The sequence below is a fragment of the Aquifex pyrophilus genome (genome assembly GCF_054656935.1).
Map to the genome: position 1 here is coordinate 1 of NZ_BAAHXJ010000013.1, position 18,445 is coordinate 18,445.

The window sequence follows — 18,445 nt, forward strand, 5'->3', positions numbered from 1 at the left end:
AGATGGCAAGGGAAATAATAACGCTCGCTTGCACGGAGTGCAAAAGAAGGAACTACACAACTACGAAGAATAAACAGAAACACCCCGAGAGGCTTGAGCTCAGGAAGTACTGCAAGTGGTGCAGGAAACACACCATCCACAGGGAAGTGAAATAAATTTTTCCTCTGTGGGGCTGTAGCTCAATTGGCAGAGCGCGGGACTCCAAATCCCGTGGGTGGGGGTTCGAGTCCTCCCAGCCCCGCCACTTACTTAACTTTTCCGGGGTAAAAGAAAATGGATAAACTCAGGGAGTTCCTGACGGGAGTAAGGGAAGAACTAAAAAGGGTTGTATGGCCGAAAAGGGAAACGGTTATAAAGGCAACAATAAGTGTTATAATATTCTCCCTTGTGGTGGGAGTTTACCTTTGGATTTTAGACCTCGGCTTTACTAAAATTATATCCTTCATACTTTCCTTGAGAGGGAGCCTATGAACGCGGAGAAGCAGGAACAGCAGCTTGAGAAGAAGTGGTATGCCCTTCAGGTTGAACCCGGAAAGGAAAACGAGGCAAAGGAGAACCTCCTTAAGGTTCTTGAGATTGAGGGTTTAAGGGACCTCGTTGATGAAGTTATAGTCCCGGCTGAAGAGAAGGTGGTTATAAGAGCCCAGGGAAAGGAGAAGTACAGGCTCTCTCTCAAGGGAAATGCGAGGGATATTCCCGTTCTCGGGAAAAAGGGAGTAACGACCTTCAGGATAGAGAACGGGGAGGTTAGGGTTGTTGAGAGCGTTGACGGGGATACCTGCGTAAACGCACCTCCCATATCAAAGCCGGGCCAAAAGATAACCTGTAAGGAAAACAAAACGGAGGCAAAGATAGTTCTTGATAACAAGATATTTCCCGGATACATACTCGTAAAAGCCCACATGAACGATAAACTCTTAATGGCCATAGAGAAGACGCCTCACGTTTTCAGACCGGTAATGGTAGGAGGAAAACCCGTTCCCCTCAAGGACGAAGAAGTTGAAAGAATACTTAATCAGATAAGGAAGGGTGCTAAGCCCACTAAAGTTGAGTTTGAAAAGGGAGACCAGGTAAGGGTTATAGAAGGTCCCTTTATGAACTTTACGGGAACCGTTGAGGAAGTTCATCCCGAAAAGCGGAAACTTACTGTTATGATAAGTATATTCGGAAGGATGACACCCGTAGAGCTTGACTTTGACCAGGTGGAAAAGATTTGAAGGAGGATTGAAATGGCTAAGAAGGTGGTAGCCACTATAGAGCTTATGCTTCCGGCTCAACAGGCGTCCCCGGCACCACCCGTAGGACCTGCGTTAGGTCAGCACGGCGTAAACATAATGGAGTTCGTTAAGCAGTTCAACGCGGCAAGCAGGGACTACGAACCGGGAACAATACTTCCCGTAGTTATAACCGTATATCAGGACAGAAGCTTCACATTCATAATGAAAACGCCCCCCGTATCCTACCTCCTTAAGAAGGCTGCGGGGGTGGAAAAAGGTTCTTCGGATCCAAAAAGGGTAAAGGTTGGAAAGATAACGGTGAAACAGCTTGAAGAGATAGCGAAGATGAAGATGAAGGATATGAACACGAGAGACCTGAAGGCTGCAATGAGAACCGTTGCGGGAACCGCAAAAAGCATGGGCATTGAGATAGAAGGTTGGAAGGAGTAGTGCCATGGCGAGAAGGGGTAAAAAATACATAGAGGCTGCAAAGCTCGTTGATAAAAACAAGAGATACACCGTAGAGGAAGCGGTTGACCTGCTCAAGAAGATGGAAGAGGTTCTCCAGAGAAGGTTTAACGAAACCGTTGAACTCGCTATGAGACTAAACGTTGACCCCCGTTATGCGGACCAGATGGTAAGGGGTTCGGTGGTACTTCCTCACGGACTCGGAAAACCCATAAAGGTTCTCGTATTCGCGGAAGGTGAGGACGCAAAGAGGGCGGAAGAAGCAGGAGCGGACTACGTAGGAGGGGATGAACTCATAAATAAGATTCTCAAGGAGGAGTGGACAGACTTTGACGTCGCGATAGCAACTCCCGAGATGATGCCAAAGGTGGCTAAACTCGGTAGAATTCTCGGCCCCAGAGGTCTCATGCCCTCACCGAAGACGGGAACCGTTACGAAGAACGTTGAGCAGGCTATAAAGGACGCAAAGAGGGGAAGGGTTGAGTTTAAGGTTGATAAGGCGGGAAACATACACATGCCCGTTGGTAAGGTTTCCTTTGATAAGGCAAAGCTCCTTGATAACATCTACGCTGCTATAGATGCGGTGGTGAGGGCTAAGCCGCCCGGAGCGAAGGGGCAGTATGTGAAGAATATAGCCCTTTCCCTAACGATGAGTCCGAGCGTGAAGATTGATATAAACGAGACCTTAAGAAAGCTTCAAGAGAGGGCTGCTTAACGGAGGTTTGAGTTATGGCTGAGTTTAACAGGGAAGCTTATTCCGAGAGGGAAAGAAGCGCGGCAAGCAGGAAAACCCTTTTGAGGAAGCAGGAGCTCGTAAACTCCTACAAGGAGAGACTCCAGAGGTCAAACGGTTTTGTTGTATTCTTCAACTTCCAAGGAATAGACGCCTATCCCCTAACCCTCCTCAGGCTTGATATTAAGGACCTGAAGGGCGAGATAGTCGTCGGTAAGAACACGCTCTTTTACAGGGCTTTCTCGGACACAGCTCTTTCGGACCACAGGGATATATTTATAGGTCCTACCGCGGCACTTTTCGCATATGAGGACCCTGTAGCTGTTACAAAGAAGCTTGTAGAGTTTCTCAAGGAGACCTTTGACAAGGAGTGGGAAGGAAGGATAAAGGGGGGACTCCTTGACTACAAGTACATCTCCCCCGAGCAGGTGAAGGAGCTCGCGGAACTCCCGAGCAAGGAGGAACTCATAGCGAAGCTCCTCGGTGTTATGATGGCACCCGTTACGCAGCTCGCCATGACCTTGAAGGCGGTTCCTCAAAAGCTTGTTTTAGTTCTTAAGGCTATTGAAGAAGAAAAATCTAAAGGAGGTCAGTAAGATGGCTACGTTAACCATTGATGAAATCGTAGAAGCTATCAAGAACATGTCCGTTTTAGAGGTTGCTGAACTCGTTAAGAGACTTGAAGAGGAGTTCGGCGTTTCCGCAGCCGCTATGGTTGCAGCCGCACCAGCAGCAGGAGCAGCAGCCGGAGCACCCGCCCAGGCCGAGGAGAAGACGGAGTTTGACGTAATACTCAAGTCCCCCGGAAAGAACAAGATACAGGTTATCAAAGTTGTTAGGGAAATCACCGGACTCGGACTCAAGGAGGCTAAGGAGCTTGTTGATAACGCACCCAAGCCCATCAAGGAAGGTGTTCCCAAGGAAGAAGCCGAACAGATTAAGAAGAAGCTTGAAGAAGCAGGGGCAGAAGTTGAGCTCAAGTAATTCCCCGCCCCTTCCCCTCAATTTCTCTTTAGGAGGTAATACTCCCTGAAGGAATTTGAAAAATCAATGGTTTCTTACAGGTAGGGAATTGAAAAAGCAAATATTGACACCCAAAATTCTCGGTATAAATTTAAAATATTGTCCGATGGGTTCATATTGTCTTTTTACCACCATAAAAATAAAAGAGGTGAGGTAAAACCATGGCAAAAATTGCACTACCCCGTAAGTTTTTCGGTAGAAGAACCGAGATTTTAGAACCTCCCTACCTTCTAAGTATACCCAAGAACTCCTTTGAAAACTTCGTTCAGTTAAAGGTTAACCCCTACAAGAGAAAAAATGTAGGACTTGAACACATATTCAGAACTTCCTTCCCCTTTAAGGACCCCGATGAAAACTTCATCCTTGAGTATCTCGGCTACGAAATTGGAGATTGGGAATGTAATAGATGCGGTTATAAGCCAAAGGATGACCTTCTCGGTGGTTGGGACGTTGATTGTCCCGAGTGCGGTGCGAAGCTCGTTTACAAAGAAAAGTTCACGCCCGAGGAGTGCAAACTGAAGGGGCTTACCTACTCCGCACCCCTCAGGGTTATGCTCCAGCTCAAGGCAAAAACGAAGAACGGATACAGAACATTCCCTCCCAGGAAGGTTTACTTCGGTGAAGTTCCCCTTATGACCGATAACGGCTCATTCATTATAAACGGAACGGAAAGGATAATAATTAACCAGCTCATACGTTCAAGCGGTGTGTTCTTTGACGAGAAAGAGGAAAAGCAGAAAGATGCAACGATAACGAGAATTCTCTACAGGGCTAGCATAATACCCGACAAGGGTTCAAGGGTTGAGTTTGAGCTATCTGGTGCCACGGACCTCATATCCGCACGTATAGACAGGAAGAAGCTGAGTGCCATATCCGTTTTAAGGGCTTTCGGGCTTGAGACTGCCTACGATATACTCAAACCCTTTTACGAAGGGGTAAGAAAATACATCGTAAAGGACAAGTATCTATACGATGCGGAAACGGGAGAAGAGTTCACTCCAGAAGACCTTGAACACCACTATATATTCGCGATACTGAAGTTCAAGGCAAAGATTGCGGGATTCGGAACCTCAAAGGAAAGGGAGATAATTGAGGAAAGGTATATAGAGGAGTGGGAGGAGCTCGTAAGGATACTTGATGACGAGAGAATAGAAGTTCTAAGCGTAACCTCCGTTCCCCGTGAAAACGTCATAAAGAGTCCCTACGGAAAGAGCCTTGTTGATACCCTCGCAACGGATACATCTCCGAGGGATGCGGACAGGAGAAGCCCTGTAAAGGTTCCCGCGGAATACACTCTAAGGGATTACGGCCTTATGGAGATGTATAAAAAACTCAGACACATTGAAGCCCTCACTATGGAAATAGACTCAATAATTGAGAGGGCGAGGGTTTACTTCAACGTATTTTTCAGGGACCTCAAGAGGTATGACCTCTCAAGGGTAGGTAGGGTAAAGATAAACGCAAAGGTTCACAACATACCGAAGGTATTAAAACCGACTGACATAGACCTTCTTGATAACCTTCCTCCCCTTGCACTTGCGGAGGACTACGGAGAGTATAAGGCGGGAACGAGGATAACGAAGGAGCTCCTGAAGGAGCTCTTTAAAAATTACAAGGAGATAAAAGTAAAGGATTACACCGAAGACGAAGCGAGATTTTTACTCCCAATAGACCTAATTAACATACTCAAGTACTTAATAGACCTCAGGCACGGAAGGGTCAAAAAAGACGATATAGCACACCTCGGAAACAGAAGGGTAAGGTCCGTAGGAGAGCTTCTCGAGAACCAGGCAAGACTCGGAATAGCGAAGATGGAGAAGGTATTCAGAGACCGCTCCGCAACGATACACCCCGAACAGCCCGACCTAAAACCCCAGGACTTTATAAACCCCCGTTACGTTACTAATGCTATAGCGGACTTCTTGAAAACGGGACAGCTCTCCCAATACCTTGATAACACCAATCCCCTCTCCGAGCTCACCCACAAGAGAAGGCTTTCAGCTTTAGGACCGGGAGGGCTTACGAGGGAAAGCGCAAAGTTTGAGATAAGGGACGTTCACCCCTCCCACTACGGAAGGATATGTCCAATAGAAACGCCCGAAGGTCAGAATATAGGTCTCGTCACATCACCCACCGTTTACGCAAGGGTGAACGAATACGGATTCCTGATAACCCCTTACAGGAAGGTTGAAAACGGAAGGGTTACGGACAAGATAGAGTGGCTCGCGGCATACGAGGAAGAGAACTACGTAATAGCTCAAAGCACACCCACGGACGAGGAAGGAAGGATAAAGGCTGAGTTCGTTCTTGCAAGACACAAAAACGACATAAGGCTCGTAAAACCCGAGCAGGTTGATTACATAGACGTATCCCCCAGACAGGTAATATCACCATCCTCCTCCCTAATTCCCTTCCTTGAACACGACGACGCGAACAGGGCACTCATGGGTTCAAACATGCAGAGGCAGGCGGTTCCACTCATATTCACCCAGGCACCCCTCGTGGGAACAGGAATGGAAAAGAAGATAGCGAGGGACTCCCACGCGGTGGTAGTTGCGAAAAGGGGCGGAGTGGTTGAAGAAGTTGACGGTTCAAAGATTATCGTAAGGGTCAACCCAGAAGAGATTAACCTTGAGGACCCCCTCGATATAGGAATAGACATATACGAGCTCAGGAAGTTTGAGAGGACGAACCAGAAAACCTGTGTTAACCAAAGGCCCATAGTTAAGAAAGGGGAAAGGGTAGAAAAGGGACAAATCATAGCGGACGGACACTCAACGGACAGGGGAGAGCTCGCACTCGGAAAGGACGTTCTCGTTGCCTTTATGCCCTGGAGGGGATACAACTTTGAGGACGCTATAGTAATTTCGGAAAGACTCGTAAAGGAAGACGTTTACACCTCCATACACATAGAGGAGCTTGAGGTTGAAGCAAGAGAAACGAAGGTTGGAGACGAGGAGATAACGAGGCAGATTCCCGGCGTTCCCGAGAGGGCCCTTGCACACCTTGACGAACACGGAATTGTTAGGGTGGGAACATACGTAAAGCCCGGGGACATACTCGTAGGAAAGGTAACGCCCAAAGGGGAAACAAGGCTAACACCTGAAGAAAAACTCCTCCAAGCTATATTCGGTGAGAAGACGAAGGACGTCAAAGACGCATCCCTAAGGTGTCCCCCCGGTGTTGAGGGAATAGTGATAGACGTTCAGGTATTCACGAGAAAAGGAGGAAAAGCCGCTAAGGATATGCTCGCTCAGAAGGTTGAAAGGGAAGAGCTCGAAGCTCTCGAAAGGGAGCTTGAGAAGAAGAAAAACCTCCTAATGAGCGGAGTTGAGAAGGTTCTCAAGGGCCTTATCCTCGGAAAGAAGACGGACAAGGATGTAAAGATAGGCAAAAAAGAGATAAAGAAGGGAACGGAGATAACCGAGGAAATTTTCAAGGAGTATTCCCAATACATACTCGCAAGACCCGAAAACTTCTTTACAGACGAGGAGCTTATAAAGAAGATTAGGGAGATATACACCCGTTCAAGAACCCAGATAGATATGCTCCAGAAGGTTTACCAGGAGAAGAAGGAAACTCTTCTCAAGAGAAGGGACCTTCCGCCCGGAGTTATAACCCTCGTTAAGGTGTTCATAGCGAACAAGAGGAAGATAAAGGTCGGTGATAAGATGGCGGGAAGGCACGGAAACAAGGGTGTTATATCCGTGGTCCTTCCCGTTGAGGATATGCCCTTCCTTCCCGACGGAACGCCCGTTGATATCGTTCTCAACCCCTTGGGTGTTCCCTCACGTATGAACGTCGGTCAAATACTTGAAACCCACCTCGGCTGGGCTGCAAAGGAGCTCGGAAAGAAGATAGGTGAGATGATAGAAAAGGGAAGGGACAGGAAGGCCATCACCGAATACCTGAAGGAAATTTACGCGGTGGGAGACGAAAACGGGGAAAACGCTAAGTTTATAGAGGAGTTCCTAAACTCCCTCTCGGAGGAAGAGTTCTGGAGCGTTGTGAGGGATTACGCTCAGAGGGGAATACCGATGGCAACCCCCGCCTTTGAGGGTGCTGACGAGAAGGCGGTTAAGGAGCTTCTGAAGAAAGCGGGGCTTCCTGAGAGCGGAAAGACAACTCTTTACGACGGAAGAACGGGTGAGCCCTTTGACTTTGAGGTTACGGTCGGATACATGCATATGCTTAAGCTCATACACATGGTTGACGACAAGATACACGCGAGGGCAACGGGTCCCTACTCCCTCGTTACGCAACAACCCCTCGGGGGTAGGGCTCAGTTCGGTGGTCAAAGGCTCGGTGAGATGGAAGTATGGGCCCTTGAGGCCCACGGAGCGGCCTACACGCTACAGGAAATGCTCACCGTTAAGTCCGACGACGTAGAGGGTAGGAGCAAGGTTTACGAGGCAATCGTTAAAGGAAAGTACACCTACACCCCCGGCATACCCGAATCCTTCAAGGTTCTCGTTAGGGAGCTCAAAGGTCTCAGCCTTAACGTTAAGTGTATGAACGGTGAGGAGAAGCCCTGTGACCAAGTTGAGATTAAAGAGGAGGAAGAAAAATGAGCACAAAAGGTAGGGGTATCTTTCCTTTCTCAAAAATTAAGCTTATGCTCGCTTCTCCCGACGATATCAGAAGCTGGTCTCACGGGGAGGTAAAAAGACCCGAAACCTTAAACTACAGAACCCTCAAGCCCGAAAAGGATGGTCTCTTCTGTGCGAAGATATTTGGTCCCACAAAAGACTACGAGTGTCTCTGCGGAAAATATAGGGGAAAGAGGTATGAAGGAAAGATATGTGAGAAGTGTGGTGTTGAGGTTACGAGCTCATACGTAAGAAGGGAGAGGTTCGGACACATAGAGCTCGCCGCTCCCGTAGTTCACATATGGTTCTTAAAGAGCACGCCCTCAAAGATAGGAACGCTCCTTAATCTTACCTCCCGTGACGTTGAAAGGGTCGCATACTTTGAGTCTTACCTCGTGATAGAGTATCCGAACGAGGAGGAAGAGGAGAAGTTTGAGAAGGAAGAGGGAACCATACCCCTTAACGACGGCATATCAACCAAGTGGGTGAAGCTCCACGTTGTTAACGAAGAGGAGTTTGAAGAGAAATACGCCTTCTCCATTGATGAGAAATACGAATACGGAATGGGAGCGGAGATACTCAAGGAGGTCCTCTCAAAGATAGACCTTGAAGCTTACTCAAAGAAACTGAAGGAACTCGTAAAGCCATACAGCCTTGGCTTTGAGGACCTCGGAAGGGAGGTAGCGGAAAAGTATAAGAACCTATACCAGAAGCTCGTAAAGGTAATAGCGGACGACTTCAGGGCTTACGGCGTTGAGCTGAAAGGCCTTGAGGATAAAGGACTCACCTTAGAGCAGGCGATACACAGGATAATAACCGAAGAACTTTATCTCAACGTTGAAACGGGAGAGGTAGAGTTTGAAGACTGCGGAGATAATTGCCTCACGGGAAGGGAAGCCTTAAGGGTTTACTACGAAAAGGTAAGGGAACACAAGAGGGATATACCCATATTTGAAAAGATAAAAGAAGACGTAAGAACCGCTGTTCTCAGGGAGGTATCCGAGGCGAGAATCAGGAAGGCCCTAAGAATTCTCCAGCTCGTTGAGGGATTCAAGAAGAGCGGAAACAGACCCGAATGGATGATTCTTGAGGTGCTCCCCGTTATACCTCCAGAACTCAGACCCCTCGTTGCCCTTGACGGGGGAAGGTTTGCAACCTCGGACCTCAACGACTTATACAGAAGGGTTATAAACAGGAACAACAGACTCAAGAGACTCATAGAGCTGAGCGCCCCCGACATAATCATTAGGAACGAAAAGAGAATGCTCCAAGAGGCTGTAGATGCCCTGATAGATAACGGAAAGAGAGGAAACCCCGTAAAGCAGAACGGAAGACCCCTCAAATCCCTTGCGGATTACCTGAAAGGAAAGCAGGGAAGGTTCAGGCAGAACCTCCTCGGTAAGAGGGTTGACTACTCGGGACGTTCCGTTATAGTTGTGGGTCCCGAGCTCCAGATGCACCAGTGCGGGCTCCCCAAGATAATGGCCCTTGAGCTCTTCAAGCCCTTCGTTTACAGAAGACTTGAGGAAAAGGGATACGCGACATCCATAAAGCATGCAAAGAAACTCGTTGAACAAAAGACTCCCGAGGTATGGGAATGTCTTGAGGAAGTCGTAAAGCAACACCCCGTCCTTCTCAACAGGGCTCCTACACTTCACAGACCTTCAATCCAGGCCTTTGAGCCCGTTCTAGTTGAAGGAAAAGCTATACAGCTACACCCCTTGGTATGTCCCCCCTTCAACGCGGACTTTGACGGGGACCAGATGGCGGTCCACGTTCCCCTCGGAATAGAAGCTCAGCTTGAATCCTACATACTTATGCTCTCTACTCAGAACATACTCTCCCCCGCACACGGAAAACCCCTCACTATGCCCTCCCAAGATATGGTTCTCGGAACCTACTACATGACCCACGACCCCATACCCGGAAGGAAGGGAGAAGGAAAGGCTTTCACCTCCTATGAGGAAGTTATAAAGGCCCTTGAGCTCGGGCACGTTGATATACACGCAAAGATTAAGTTCAAGGTAGGAAAGGAGTGGATAGAAACCACACCCGGAAGGGTTCTCTTCAACTCCATAATGCCCGAAGGACAGCCCTTCGTTAACGAAACCCTTGATAAGAAAAGACTCTCCAAGCTCATAACGAACCTATACATAGCTGTAGGAAACGAAGAAACGGTCAAGTTCCTGGACAGGGTTAAGGAGCTCGGATTCCTCAGGTCAACCCTTGCGGGTATATCCATAGGAATAGACGACCTCCAGGTTCCGAAGGTTAAGGAAAAGATAATAAAGGAAGCCCTCAAGAAGACCGAGGAGATATGGAACCAGTACGTTCAGGGAATAATAACCAACAAGGAAAGGTACAACAGGATAATAGACGTCTGGTCCGAAGCGACGAACGCGGTTTCTAAAGCCATGTTTGAGGAGATAGAGCACTCAACGAGAATAGAAAACGGAAAAGAGTATCCCGGAACCTTTAACCCCATATACATGATGGCTGTATCGGGAGCAAGGGGTAACAGGGACCAGATTAGACAGCTCGCGGGAATGAGAGGTCTAATGGCTAAGCACTCCGGTGAGTTCATAGAAACCCCCATTATCTCTAACTTCAGAGAAGGGCTATCCGTTCTTGAATACTTCATATCAACCTACGGTGCGAGAAAGGGACTTGCGGACACCGCGCTCAAGACCGCATTTGCGGGATACCTCACGAGAAGACTCGTTGACGTTGCACAGGACATAACGATAACCGAGAAGGACTGCGGAACGGTTAAGGGCTTTGAGATGGAGCCCATAGTTGAGGCTGGAGAGGAGAGGGTTCCTCTAAAAGATAGGATATTCGGAAGGGTTCTCGCGGAAGACGTAAAGGACCCATACACCGGTGAGGTTATAGCCAAGAGAAACGAGGTCGTTGACGAGAAGCTCGCCGAAAGGATAGCGAGGGCCGGAATAGAGAAGGTTAAGGTTAGGTCTCCCCTCACGTGTGAGGCTAAGCACGGCGTATGTGCTATGTGCTACGGATGGGACCTCTCCCAGAGGAAGATAGTATCCGTTGGAGAGGCGGTAGGTATAATAGCCGCCCAGTCCATAGGTGAACCCGGAACACAGCTCACGATGAGAACCTTCCATATAGGTGGAGCTGCTACCGCTCAGAAGGTTCAGAGCTTCGTAAAGACGGAAAGCGAGGGAACGGTCAAGTTCTACAACGTTAAGTTCATAGTAAACAGGAAAGGTGAGAAGATTAACGTATCAAAGGACGCCGCAATAGGTGTGCTGGACGAAAAGGGAAGACTCCTTGAGAGACACACGATACCTTACGGTGCGAGACTCCTCGTGGACGAAGGACAGAAGGTAAAAGCGGGAACTAAGCTCGCTGACTGGGACCCCTTCAACACTTACATAATTGCGGAAGTGGGCGGTAAGATTGAACTCAGGGACATAATCCTTGACGTTACCGTAAGGGAAGAAAGGGACGTCATAACGGGTAAGACCGCAACCGTCGTATCCTTTATGAGGCCGAAGGACGCAATGCTCCACACACCGAGGATAGCGGTAATAACCGAGGACGGAAAGGAATACGTTTACGACCTTCCCGTGAACGCAATTCTCAACATACCCGCCGATAAGCTCACCCTTGAGTGGAGAATATGCCCCACCTGTTCCGAGTCCGAAGAGACGACGATTCAGCACCAGTATTACGTAGTCAAAGAACTTGAGGTTCAGCCCGGAGATATCCTTGCGAGAATACCCAAGGAAACCGCTAAGGTCAGGGATATCGTCGGTGGTCTCCCGAGGGTTGAGGAGCTCTTTGAAGCAAGGAAACCCAAGAACCCCGCTATACTCAGCGAGATTGACGGATACGTAAAGATTTACGAAGATGCGGACGAGGTAATAGTCTTTAACCCCAGAACGGGAGAGACGAAGAAGTATGCGATAAAGAAGGATGAGCTCATCCTCGTAAGGCACGGACAATACATAAAGAAAGGACAGAAGATTACGGAAACGAAGGTTGCGGAAATAGACGGACAGGTAAGGATAAAGGGAAGGGGCTTTAAGGTAATCGTTTACAACCCCGAAACGGGACTCCAGAGGGAATACTTCGTTCCCAAGGGTAAGTTCCTCCTCGTTAAGGAAGGAGACTATGTGAAGGCGGGGGACCCCCTCACCGACGGAACCCCCGTTCCCGAAGAGATACTCAGGATTAAGGGAATAGAGGAGCTTGAGAAGTTCCTCCTGAAAGAGGTTCAAATGGTTTACAAGCTCCAGGGTGTTGATATAAACGATAAACACTTTGAGATAATCATCAGGCAGATGCTCAAGAAGGTAAGAATCATAGACCCCGGAGACAGCAGATTCCTCGTAGGTGAAGAGGTTGACAAGGAGGAGCTTGAAGAGGAAATTCAAAGAATTAAGCTTGAGGGTGGAAAGCTACCCAAGGCTGAACCCGTTCTCGTAGGTATAACGAGGGCTGCACTCTCAACAAGGAGCTGGATATCCGCCGCGTCCTTCCAGGAAACCACGAGGGTTCTCACGGACGCTTCCGTTGAAGGAAAGATTGACGAGCTGAGAGGTCTTAAGGAAAACGTCATTATCGGAAACCTCATACCCGCAGGAACGGGTGTTGACGAATACAAGGAAGTTGACGTAATTCCCGCGGAAGAAAAGGTTCTTGAGGAAAAACCCCAGTCCTCGGAAGAGGAAACCTCCTGAGCTTTCCCCCTTCCCCGTCACATTTTCTTCTTTAAGAAAAAACTATAATTTAAACTTTAGCTATGGGTTTTAGCGCGCACGAGATTAGGGAACTCTTTCTGAGCTTCTTTGAGAAAAAGGGACACACGAGGGTAAAGTCTGCCCCACTGGTTCCCGAAAACGACCCCACCCTCCTTTTCGTAAACGCGGGAATGGTTCCCTTCAAGAACGTCTTTCTCGGTCTTGAAAAGAGACCCTATAAAAGGGCAACCTCCTGCCAGAAGTGTCTCAGAGTATCGGGAAAGCACAACGACCTTGAGCAGGTGGGATACACATCAAGACACCATACATTCTTTGAGATGCTCGGAAACTTCTCCTTCGGTGATTACTTCAAGAAAGAAGCCATAGAATACGCCTGGGAGTTCGTCACGGAAGTTCTGAAACTTCCCAAGGAGAGGCTCTACGTTTCCGTTTACAAGGACGACGAGGAGGCATACCGCATCTGGAACGAACACATAGGCATTCCCTCCGAAAGGATATGGAGACTGGGGGAGGAAGATAACTTCTGGCAGATGGGAGATACGGGCCCCTGCGGACCTTCCTCCGAGATATACGTTGACAGAGGGGAGGAATACGAAGGAGAGGAGAGATACCTTGAGATATGGAACCTCGTTTTTATGCAGTACAACAGGGATGAAAACGGGGTTCTCACACCCCTTCCCCACCCGAACATAGACACGGGAATGGGTCTTGAGCGTATAGCTTCCGTTCTGCAAGGTAAAAACTCAAACTTTGAGATAGACATAATATACCCACTCATAGAGTTCGGGGAAGAAGTATCGGGAAAGAAATACGGGGAGAAGTTTGAAACAGATGTTGCCCTCAGGGTGATAGCGGACCACTTAAGGGCAATAACCTTTGCCATATCCGACGGAGTTATTCCCTCAAACGAGGGAAGGGGATACGTTATAAGGAGGATTCTCAGAAGGGCTATGCGTTTCGGATACAAGCTCGGCATAACTGAACCCTTCCTATACAAAGGCATAGACCTCGTAGTTGATATAATGAAGGAGCCTTACCCCGAGCTTGAGCTTTCCCGCGATTTCGTAAAGGGAATAGTAAAGGGAGAAGAGGAAAGGTTTATAAGAACCCTCAGGTCCGGAATGGAATACATACAGGAGGTAATTGAGAAAGCCTTATCGGAGGGAAGGAAGACCCTAACGGGTAAGGAGGTGTTTACCGCCTACGACACTTACGGATTTCCCGTTGACCTCATTCAGGAGATAGCAAAGGAAAAGGGGCTTGAGATAGACCTTGAAGGCTTTCAGTGCGAGCTTGAGGAACAAAGGGAGAGGGCGAGAAAGAGCTTTAAGATAGAAACGAAGGAAGTAAAGCCCGTTTACGCACACCTTAAGGAGCTCGGGATTACCTCAAGGTTCGTGGGATACGAACACCTTGAGTATGAGACGGAAGTTCTCGGCATAATAGTGGGGGACGAGATTGTGAGCGAGATTAAAGAGGGAGAGGAAGGGGAGATAATACTCAGAGAGACTCCCTTTTACCCCGAAGGAGGCGGTCAGATAGGGGATAGCGGAATAATAGAGACGGACAAGGGAATATTCAAGGTTGAGGACACCCAGAGACCAACCGAGGGGATAATTGTCCACATAGGTAAGCTCCTCAAAGGAAAGATAAGCGTAAAAGACATAGTTCACGCAAGGGTTGATAAGGAAAGAAGATGGGACATAATGAGAAACCACACCGCCACCCACCTTCTTCACGCAGCACTCAGAAACCTGCTCGGTGAACACGTAAGGCAGGCGGGCTCGCTCGTTGCGGATAAATACTTAAGGTTTGACTTCACCCACTTTTCCCCCCTCACTGAGGAAGAGATAAAGAGGATAGAAGAGCTCGTGAACGAGAAGATTAGGGAAAACCTTCCCGTAAGCGTTATGGAGATGGCTTATCAGGAAGCCCTCCAGACGGGTGCCATAGCGATATTTGAGGAGAAATACGGAGAGAGGGTGAGGGTAATCTCCTGCGGGGAGTTCTCAAAGGAGCTTTGCGGGGGAACCCACGTTTCCGCAACGGGAGATATAGGCTACTTCAAGATAATATCCGAAAGCTCCGTAGGGGCGGGAGTGAGGAGGATAGTGGCCCAGACGGGAAGGTGGGCTGTAAACACCGCCTTTGAGGAGCATACAACCCTGAAAAAGGTTTCAAATGCACTGGGCGTTAAGGAAGATGAGGTAGTTCAAAAAGTTGAGGAATTAAAAGAAGAGATAAAGGAAAAGGAAAAGGAGATACAGAAATTAAGGCAGGAGATACTTAAGCTCCAGATAAGGGAAAAGGTGAAGGAAGAGAGAATAGGGGAGCTTACCCTCTACTACGGAGTTTTTGAAGACGTTGAACCGGAAGAGCTCAGGAACCTTGCGGATATACTCAGACAGCGAACGGGTAAGGACGTTGTATTTATAGCTTCAAAAAAAGAAGGAAAGATAAACTTCGTTATAGCGAGCTCAAAGGGCATATCAAAAGAGGTAAGGGCAAACGAGCTCATAAGACAGGTTGGAAAGGTTCTTAAAGGAGGAGGAGGAGGAAGGGAGGACCTCGCTCAGGGAGGAGGAAAGGCCCCTGACAAGTTTGATGAATCTGTTAAATTACTAAAGGAACTCTTATCGGGAGTAAGCGTGGGATGAAGGAGTTTACCCGAACGGGCATAGGTTTAAAGGATATAAGCATAAGGCTCCTCAGCGACTCCCCCATACTCCTCACGGGGGGATTCGTTTACTGCGAGCTCGGCATACCTGTCAGGTATCTAAAGGTTGACGAGAAAGAGGCTAAACTTGAGATATCTCTTGAGAAGATGAGGAACCTCGCGAGGGCGTGTAAGGATTTGGAGACCTTTGTTGATAAGGTTCTCCAAGAGGTGAGCTCAGCCCTACCCGAGGGTATATTCACCGTTGTTAGGGTTTACGCTGACGGCGTAAAAGTAAGAGAGCTTTCCTACCTTGAGGAACAAACACCTATAGGAAGGGGAATTGTGATAGATGAAGAGAGGGAACCAGAAGAAGATATCCCCCCCTACGCAAAGGAAAACAGGGAAAAACTTTTTAAAACGCTTAAGGAGATAATTTTACTTGAGGTTGCATACTCCCTTTAAGGATTTAATTATATTCCTATAAGATTACATAATAAGGGCTGTGTCATACTCTTGAAAAAGTAAGGGATATTTTTATCTTATAAAAAACGGTGAGGTAGGAAACATGTTTGAGAAGTTTACGGAAAGAGCAAGGCAAGTTATCTTAAGGGCGAGGGAAGAAGCCCTTGAACTCGGACACAGTTATCTCGGGAGTGAGCATATATTACTCGCACTTATAAAAGAGGAGGATATACCTACCCTCGTTCTCGCTAAGTTCGGACTCACTCCCGACAAGATAAGAAAGGCGGTAATGGGTCAGGTGACCCGCGGAAGCCACTCGGGAGAGGTTTTATTTGCTCCCGATGCAAAGAGAGTTATAGAATTTGCCGTTGAAGAGGCGAGGATACTTCACCACCAGTTTGTAGGACCCGAACACCTCCTTATCGGAGTAGTAAGGGAAAAGACGGGACTGGGAGGAAGAATTTTAAGGAGCTTCGGTCTTGACGAATACTCCGTAAGGAGAGAGGTTCTCCAGCTTCTCGGAGAACTGCCTCCTCAGGAAAGTCAGAGGTACGTATCAACACCGAACCTTGACAGGTTCTCAAGGGACCTCACCCAGATGGCCAGGGAAGGAAAGCTTGACCCCGTCATAGGAAGGGAAAAGGAAATTGAAAGGGTTATCCAGATTCTCGTAAGGAGGAGGAAGAACAATCCCGTTCTTCTCGGAGACCCCGGAGTAGGTAAGACCGCAATAGTTGAAGGACTTGCTCAAAGAATAGCCAATAGGGAGGTTCCCGAACCACTGCTGAACAAGAGAGTTGTAGCCCTTGACCTCGCAGCACTCGTGGCGGGAACGAAATACAGGGGACAGTTTGAAGAAAGGCTCAAGAACATACTGAAGGAACTTGAGAAGGCAAACAACGTAATACTCTTCATAGACGAGCTTCACACCCTCGTGGGAGCGGGTTCAGCGGAAGGTTCAATAGATGCATCCAATATGCTAAAACCAGCGCTCGCAAGGGGTGAGATACAGGTAATCGGAGCAACCACGGTTGACGAATACAGGAAGTATATAGAGAAGGACGGAGCTCTTGAAAGGAGATTCCAGCCCGTATACGTTGAACAGCCCTCCCCTGAGGACACGATACAGATTCTTTACGGGCTCAAGCCCAAGTTTGAAGAGTTTCACAAGGTTGAGTATACACCCGAGTCAATAGAGAAGGCTGTTGAACTATCTGTCAAGTACATAACCGATAGAAACCTTCCCGACAAGGCGATAGACGTAATGGACGAAGCGGGAGCACTCGTAAAGCTGAAGGCTTCACAACTTCCCCCGGAACTCAAGGAGCTTGAGGAGAAGATTAAGGAATACGAGAAGGAAAAGGAAAAGGCTGTAAAAGAGCAGGACTACGAAAAGGCGGCTAAGATAAGGGACGAGGAGCTAAGGCTCAGAGCGAAGTTTGAAACAATGAAGGCAAAGTGGAAGGAAGAAATGGAAAAGAACAGGCCCAAGGTAACCGAGGAGGACGTTGCGGAAGTCGTTGCAAGGTGGACCGGCATTCCCGTCAAGAGAGTCCACGAAAGCGATGCGGAAAAGCTACTCCACATAGAGGAAGAACTTAAGAAGAGAGTAATAGGACAGGATGAGGCTATAAAGGCTGTAGCTAAGGCTATAAGAAGGTCAAGGGTGGGACTGAAAGGTAAGCACAGGCCCATAGGAGTATTTATGTTCCTCGGACCTACTGGTGTAGGAAAGACGGAAACCGCTAAGGCACTTGCGGAATACCTGTTCGGAACGGAGGACGCTTTAATCAGGTTTGATATGTCCGAATATATGGAAAAACACACCGTTTCCAGACTCATAGGTGCACCTCCCGGATACGTTGGATACGAGGAAGGTGGACAGCTAACCGAAGCGGTAAGGAGAAGACCCTACAGCGTTCTACTCTTTGACGAGATAGAGAAGGCACACCCCGATGTGTTTAACGTATTCCTCCAGATATTTGACGACGGAAGACTTACGGATGGACTTGGAAGAACCGTTGACTTTTCAAACACGATTATCATCATGACCTCAAACCTCGGAGCGAGACTCATAACGGGCGGAACGATGGGATTTGAGAAGAAACAGGGACTCCTTGACTTTGAAGAGATGAAAAAGAATGTCCTTGACCAGGTGAAGAAAACCTTCAGCCCCGAATTCCTGAACAGGCTTGACGACATAATCGTGTTCAGACCTCTTGAGAAGAAGGATATTGAGCAAATCCTTGAGCTCCAGCTCAAAGAGATTAACGAAAAGCTCAAGGACTGGAACATTAAGGTTAAGCTACACAAGTCCTTCGTTAACTGGATTATTGAGCAGGAGTACAGGCCCGAATACGGAGCGAGAAGCCTCAAGAGGGCACTCCAGAGACACGTTGAGGACCTTCTCGCTGAAGAGCTAATCAAGGGAACGCTCAAGGATGTTGAAGAGATAGAGATAAGGGTAAGAAACAACAAGCCCTATCTAAAGCCCGTAAAGAAGAAAGAAAAACTGGAAGCACTTCTCGAAAAGTAATCCTTCCCCTTTTCCTTCCTTTATAATA

At 48.0% G+C, this 18,445-nt stretch carries 12 protein-coding genes and 1 tRNA gene; all 13 read left to right on the plus strand.

From position 1 onward, the window contains the following. Window positions 1-2: 2 nt before the first annotated feature. Complete coding sequence (gene rpmG / locus ACYQZ0_RS07835) at window positions 3-155, plus strand: 50S ribosomal protein L33 (RefSeq protein WP_010881260.1); 153 nt, start codon at window positions 3-5, stop codon at window positions 153-155. Window positions 156-168: 13 nt separating this feature from the next. Next, window positions 169-244 (plus strand) — tRNA-Trp (locus ACYQZ0_RS07840). Window positions 245-273: 29 nt separating this feature from the next. Beyond that, the gene (gene secE, locus ACYQZ0_RS07845) at window positions 274-471 is read left to right on the plus strand and encodes a preprotein translocase subunit SecE (protein WP_459776041.1); all 198 of its coding nucleotides are present in this window, start codon (window positions 274-276) and stop codon (window positions 469-471) included. After that, window positions 468-1,217 (plus strand): transcription termination/antitermination protein NusG, encoded by a 750-nt coding sequence (nusG, locus tag ACYQZ0_RS07850; protein ID WP_459776042.1) that lies wholly within the window; start codon window positions 468-470, stop codon window positions 1,215-1,217. The genes secE and nusG overlap by 4 nt, the downstream gene beginning before the upstream one ends. Window positions 1,218-1,229: 12 nt before the next feature. Beyond that, window positions 1,230-1,667 (plus strand): 50S ribosomal protein L11, encoded by a 438-nt coding sequence (gene rplK / locus ACYQZ0_RS07855; protein WP_010881263.1) that lies wholly within the window; start codon window positions 1,230-1,232, stop codon window positions 1,665-1,667. Between the two features lie 4 nt (window positions 1,668-1,671). After that, window positions 1,672-2,400, plus strand: coding sequence for a 50S ribosomal protein L1 (rplA, locus tag ACYQZ0_RS07860; protein ID WP_459776043.1), 729 nt, complete (start codon window positions 1,672-1,674; stop codon window positions 2,398-2,400). A gap of 14 nt (window positions 2,401-2,414) precedes the next feature. After that, window positions 2,415-3,014 carry a 50S ribosomal protein L10 gene (gene rplJ, locus ACYQZ0_RS07865; protein WP_459776044.1) on the plus strand — a complete coding sequence of 200 codons (600 nt, stop codon included), beginning with the start codon at window positions 2,415-2,417 and terminating at the stop codon, window positions 3,012-3,014. Between the two features lies 1 nt (window position 3,015). Continuing rightward, a complete protein-coding gene (rplL, locus tag ACYQZ0_RS07870) occupies window positions 3,016-3,402 on the plus strand; it encodes a 50S ribosomal protein L7/L12 (protein WP_010881266.1) in 387 nt (128 codons plus the stop codon). A gap of 200 nt (window positions 3,403-3,602) precedes the next feature. Further along, window positions 3,603-8,012: a DNA-directed RNA polymerase subunit beta gene (rpoB, locus tag ACYQZ0_RS07875; protein WP_459776045.1), complete on the plus strand. Its 4,410-nt coding sequence runs from the start codon at window positions 3,603-3,605 to the stop codon at window positions 8,010-8,012. Continuing rightward, window positions 8,009-12,739 (plus strand): DNA-directed RNA polymerase subunit beta', encoded by a 4,731-nt coding sequence (gene rpoC, locus ACYQZ0_RS07880; protein WP_459776046.1) that lies wholly within the window; start codon window positions 8,009-8,011, stop codon window positions 12,737-12,739. Before rpoB ends, rpoC begins: the two co-directional genes overlap by 4 nt. 62 nt (window positions 12,740-12,801) lie before the next feature. After that, a complete protein-coding gene (gene alaS / locus ACYQZ0_RS07885) occupies window positions 12,802-15,417 on the plus strand; it encodes an alanine--tRNA ligase (protein ID WP_459776047.1) in 2,616 nt (871 codons plus the stop codon). Beyond that, window positions 15,414-15,881 (plus strand): hypothetical protein, encoded by a 468-nt coding sequence (locus tag ACYQZ0_RS07890; RefSeq protein WP_459776048.1) that lies wholly within the window; start codon window positions 15,414-15,416, stop codon window positions 15,879-15,881. Before alaS ends, ACYQZ0_RS07890 begins: the two co-directional genes overlap by 4 nt. Before the next feature lie 103 nt (window positions 15,882-15,984). Next, window positions 15,985-18,417: an ATP-dependent Clp protease ATP-binding subunit gene (locus ACYQZ0_RS07895; RefSeq protein ID WP_459776049.1), complete on the plus strand. Its 2,433-nt coding sequence runs from the start codon at window positions 15,985-15,987 to the stop codon at window positions 18,415-18,417. The last annotated feature ends 28 nt before the right edge of the window (window positions 18,418-18,445 follow it).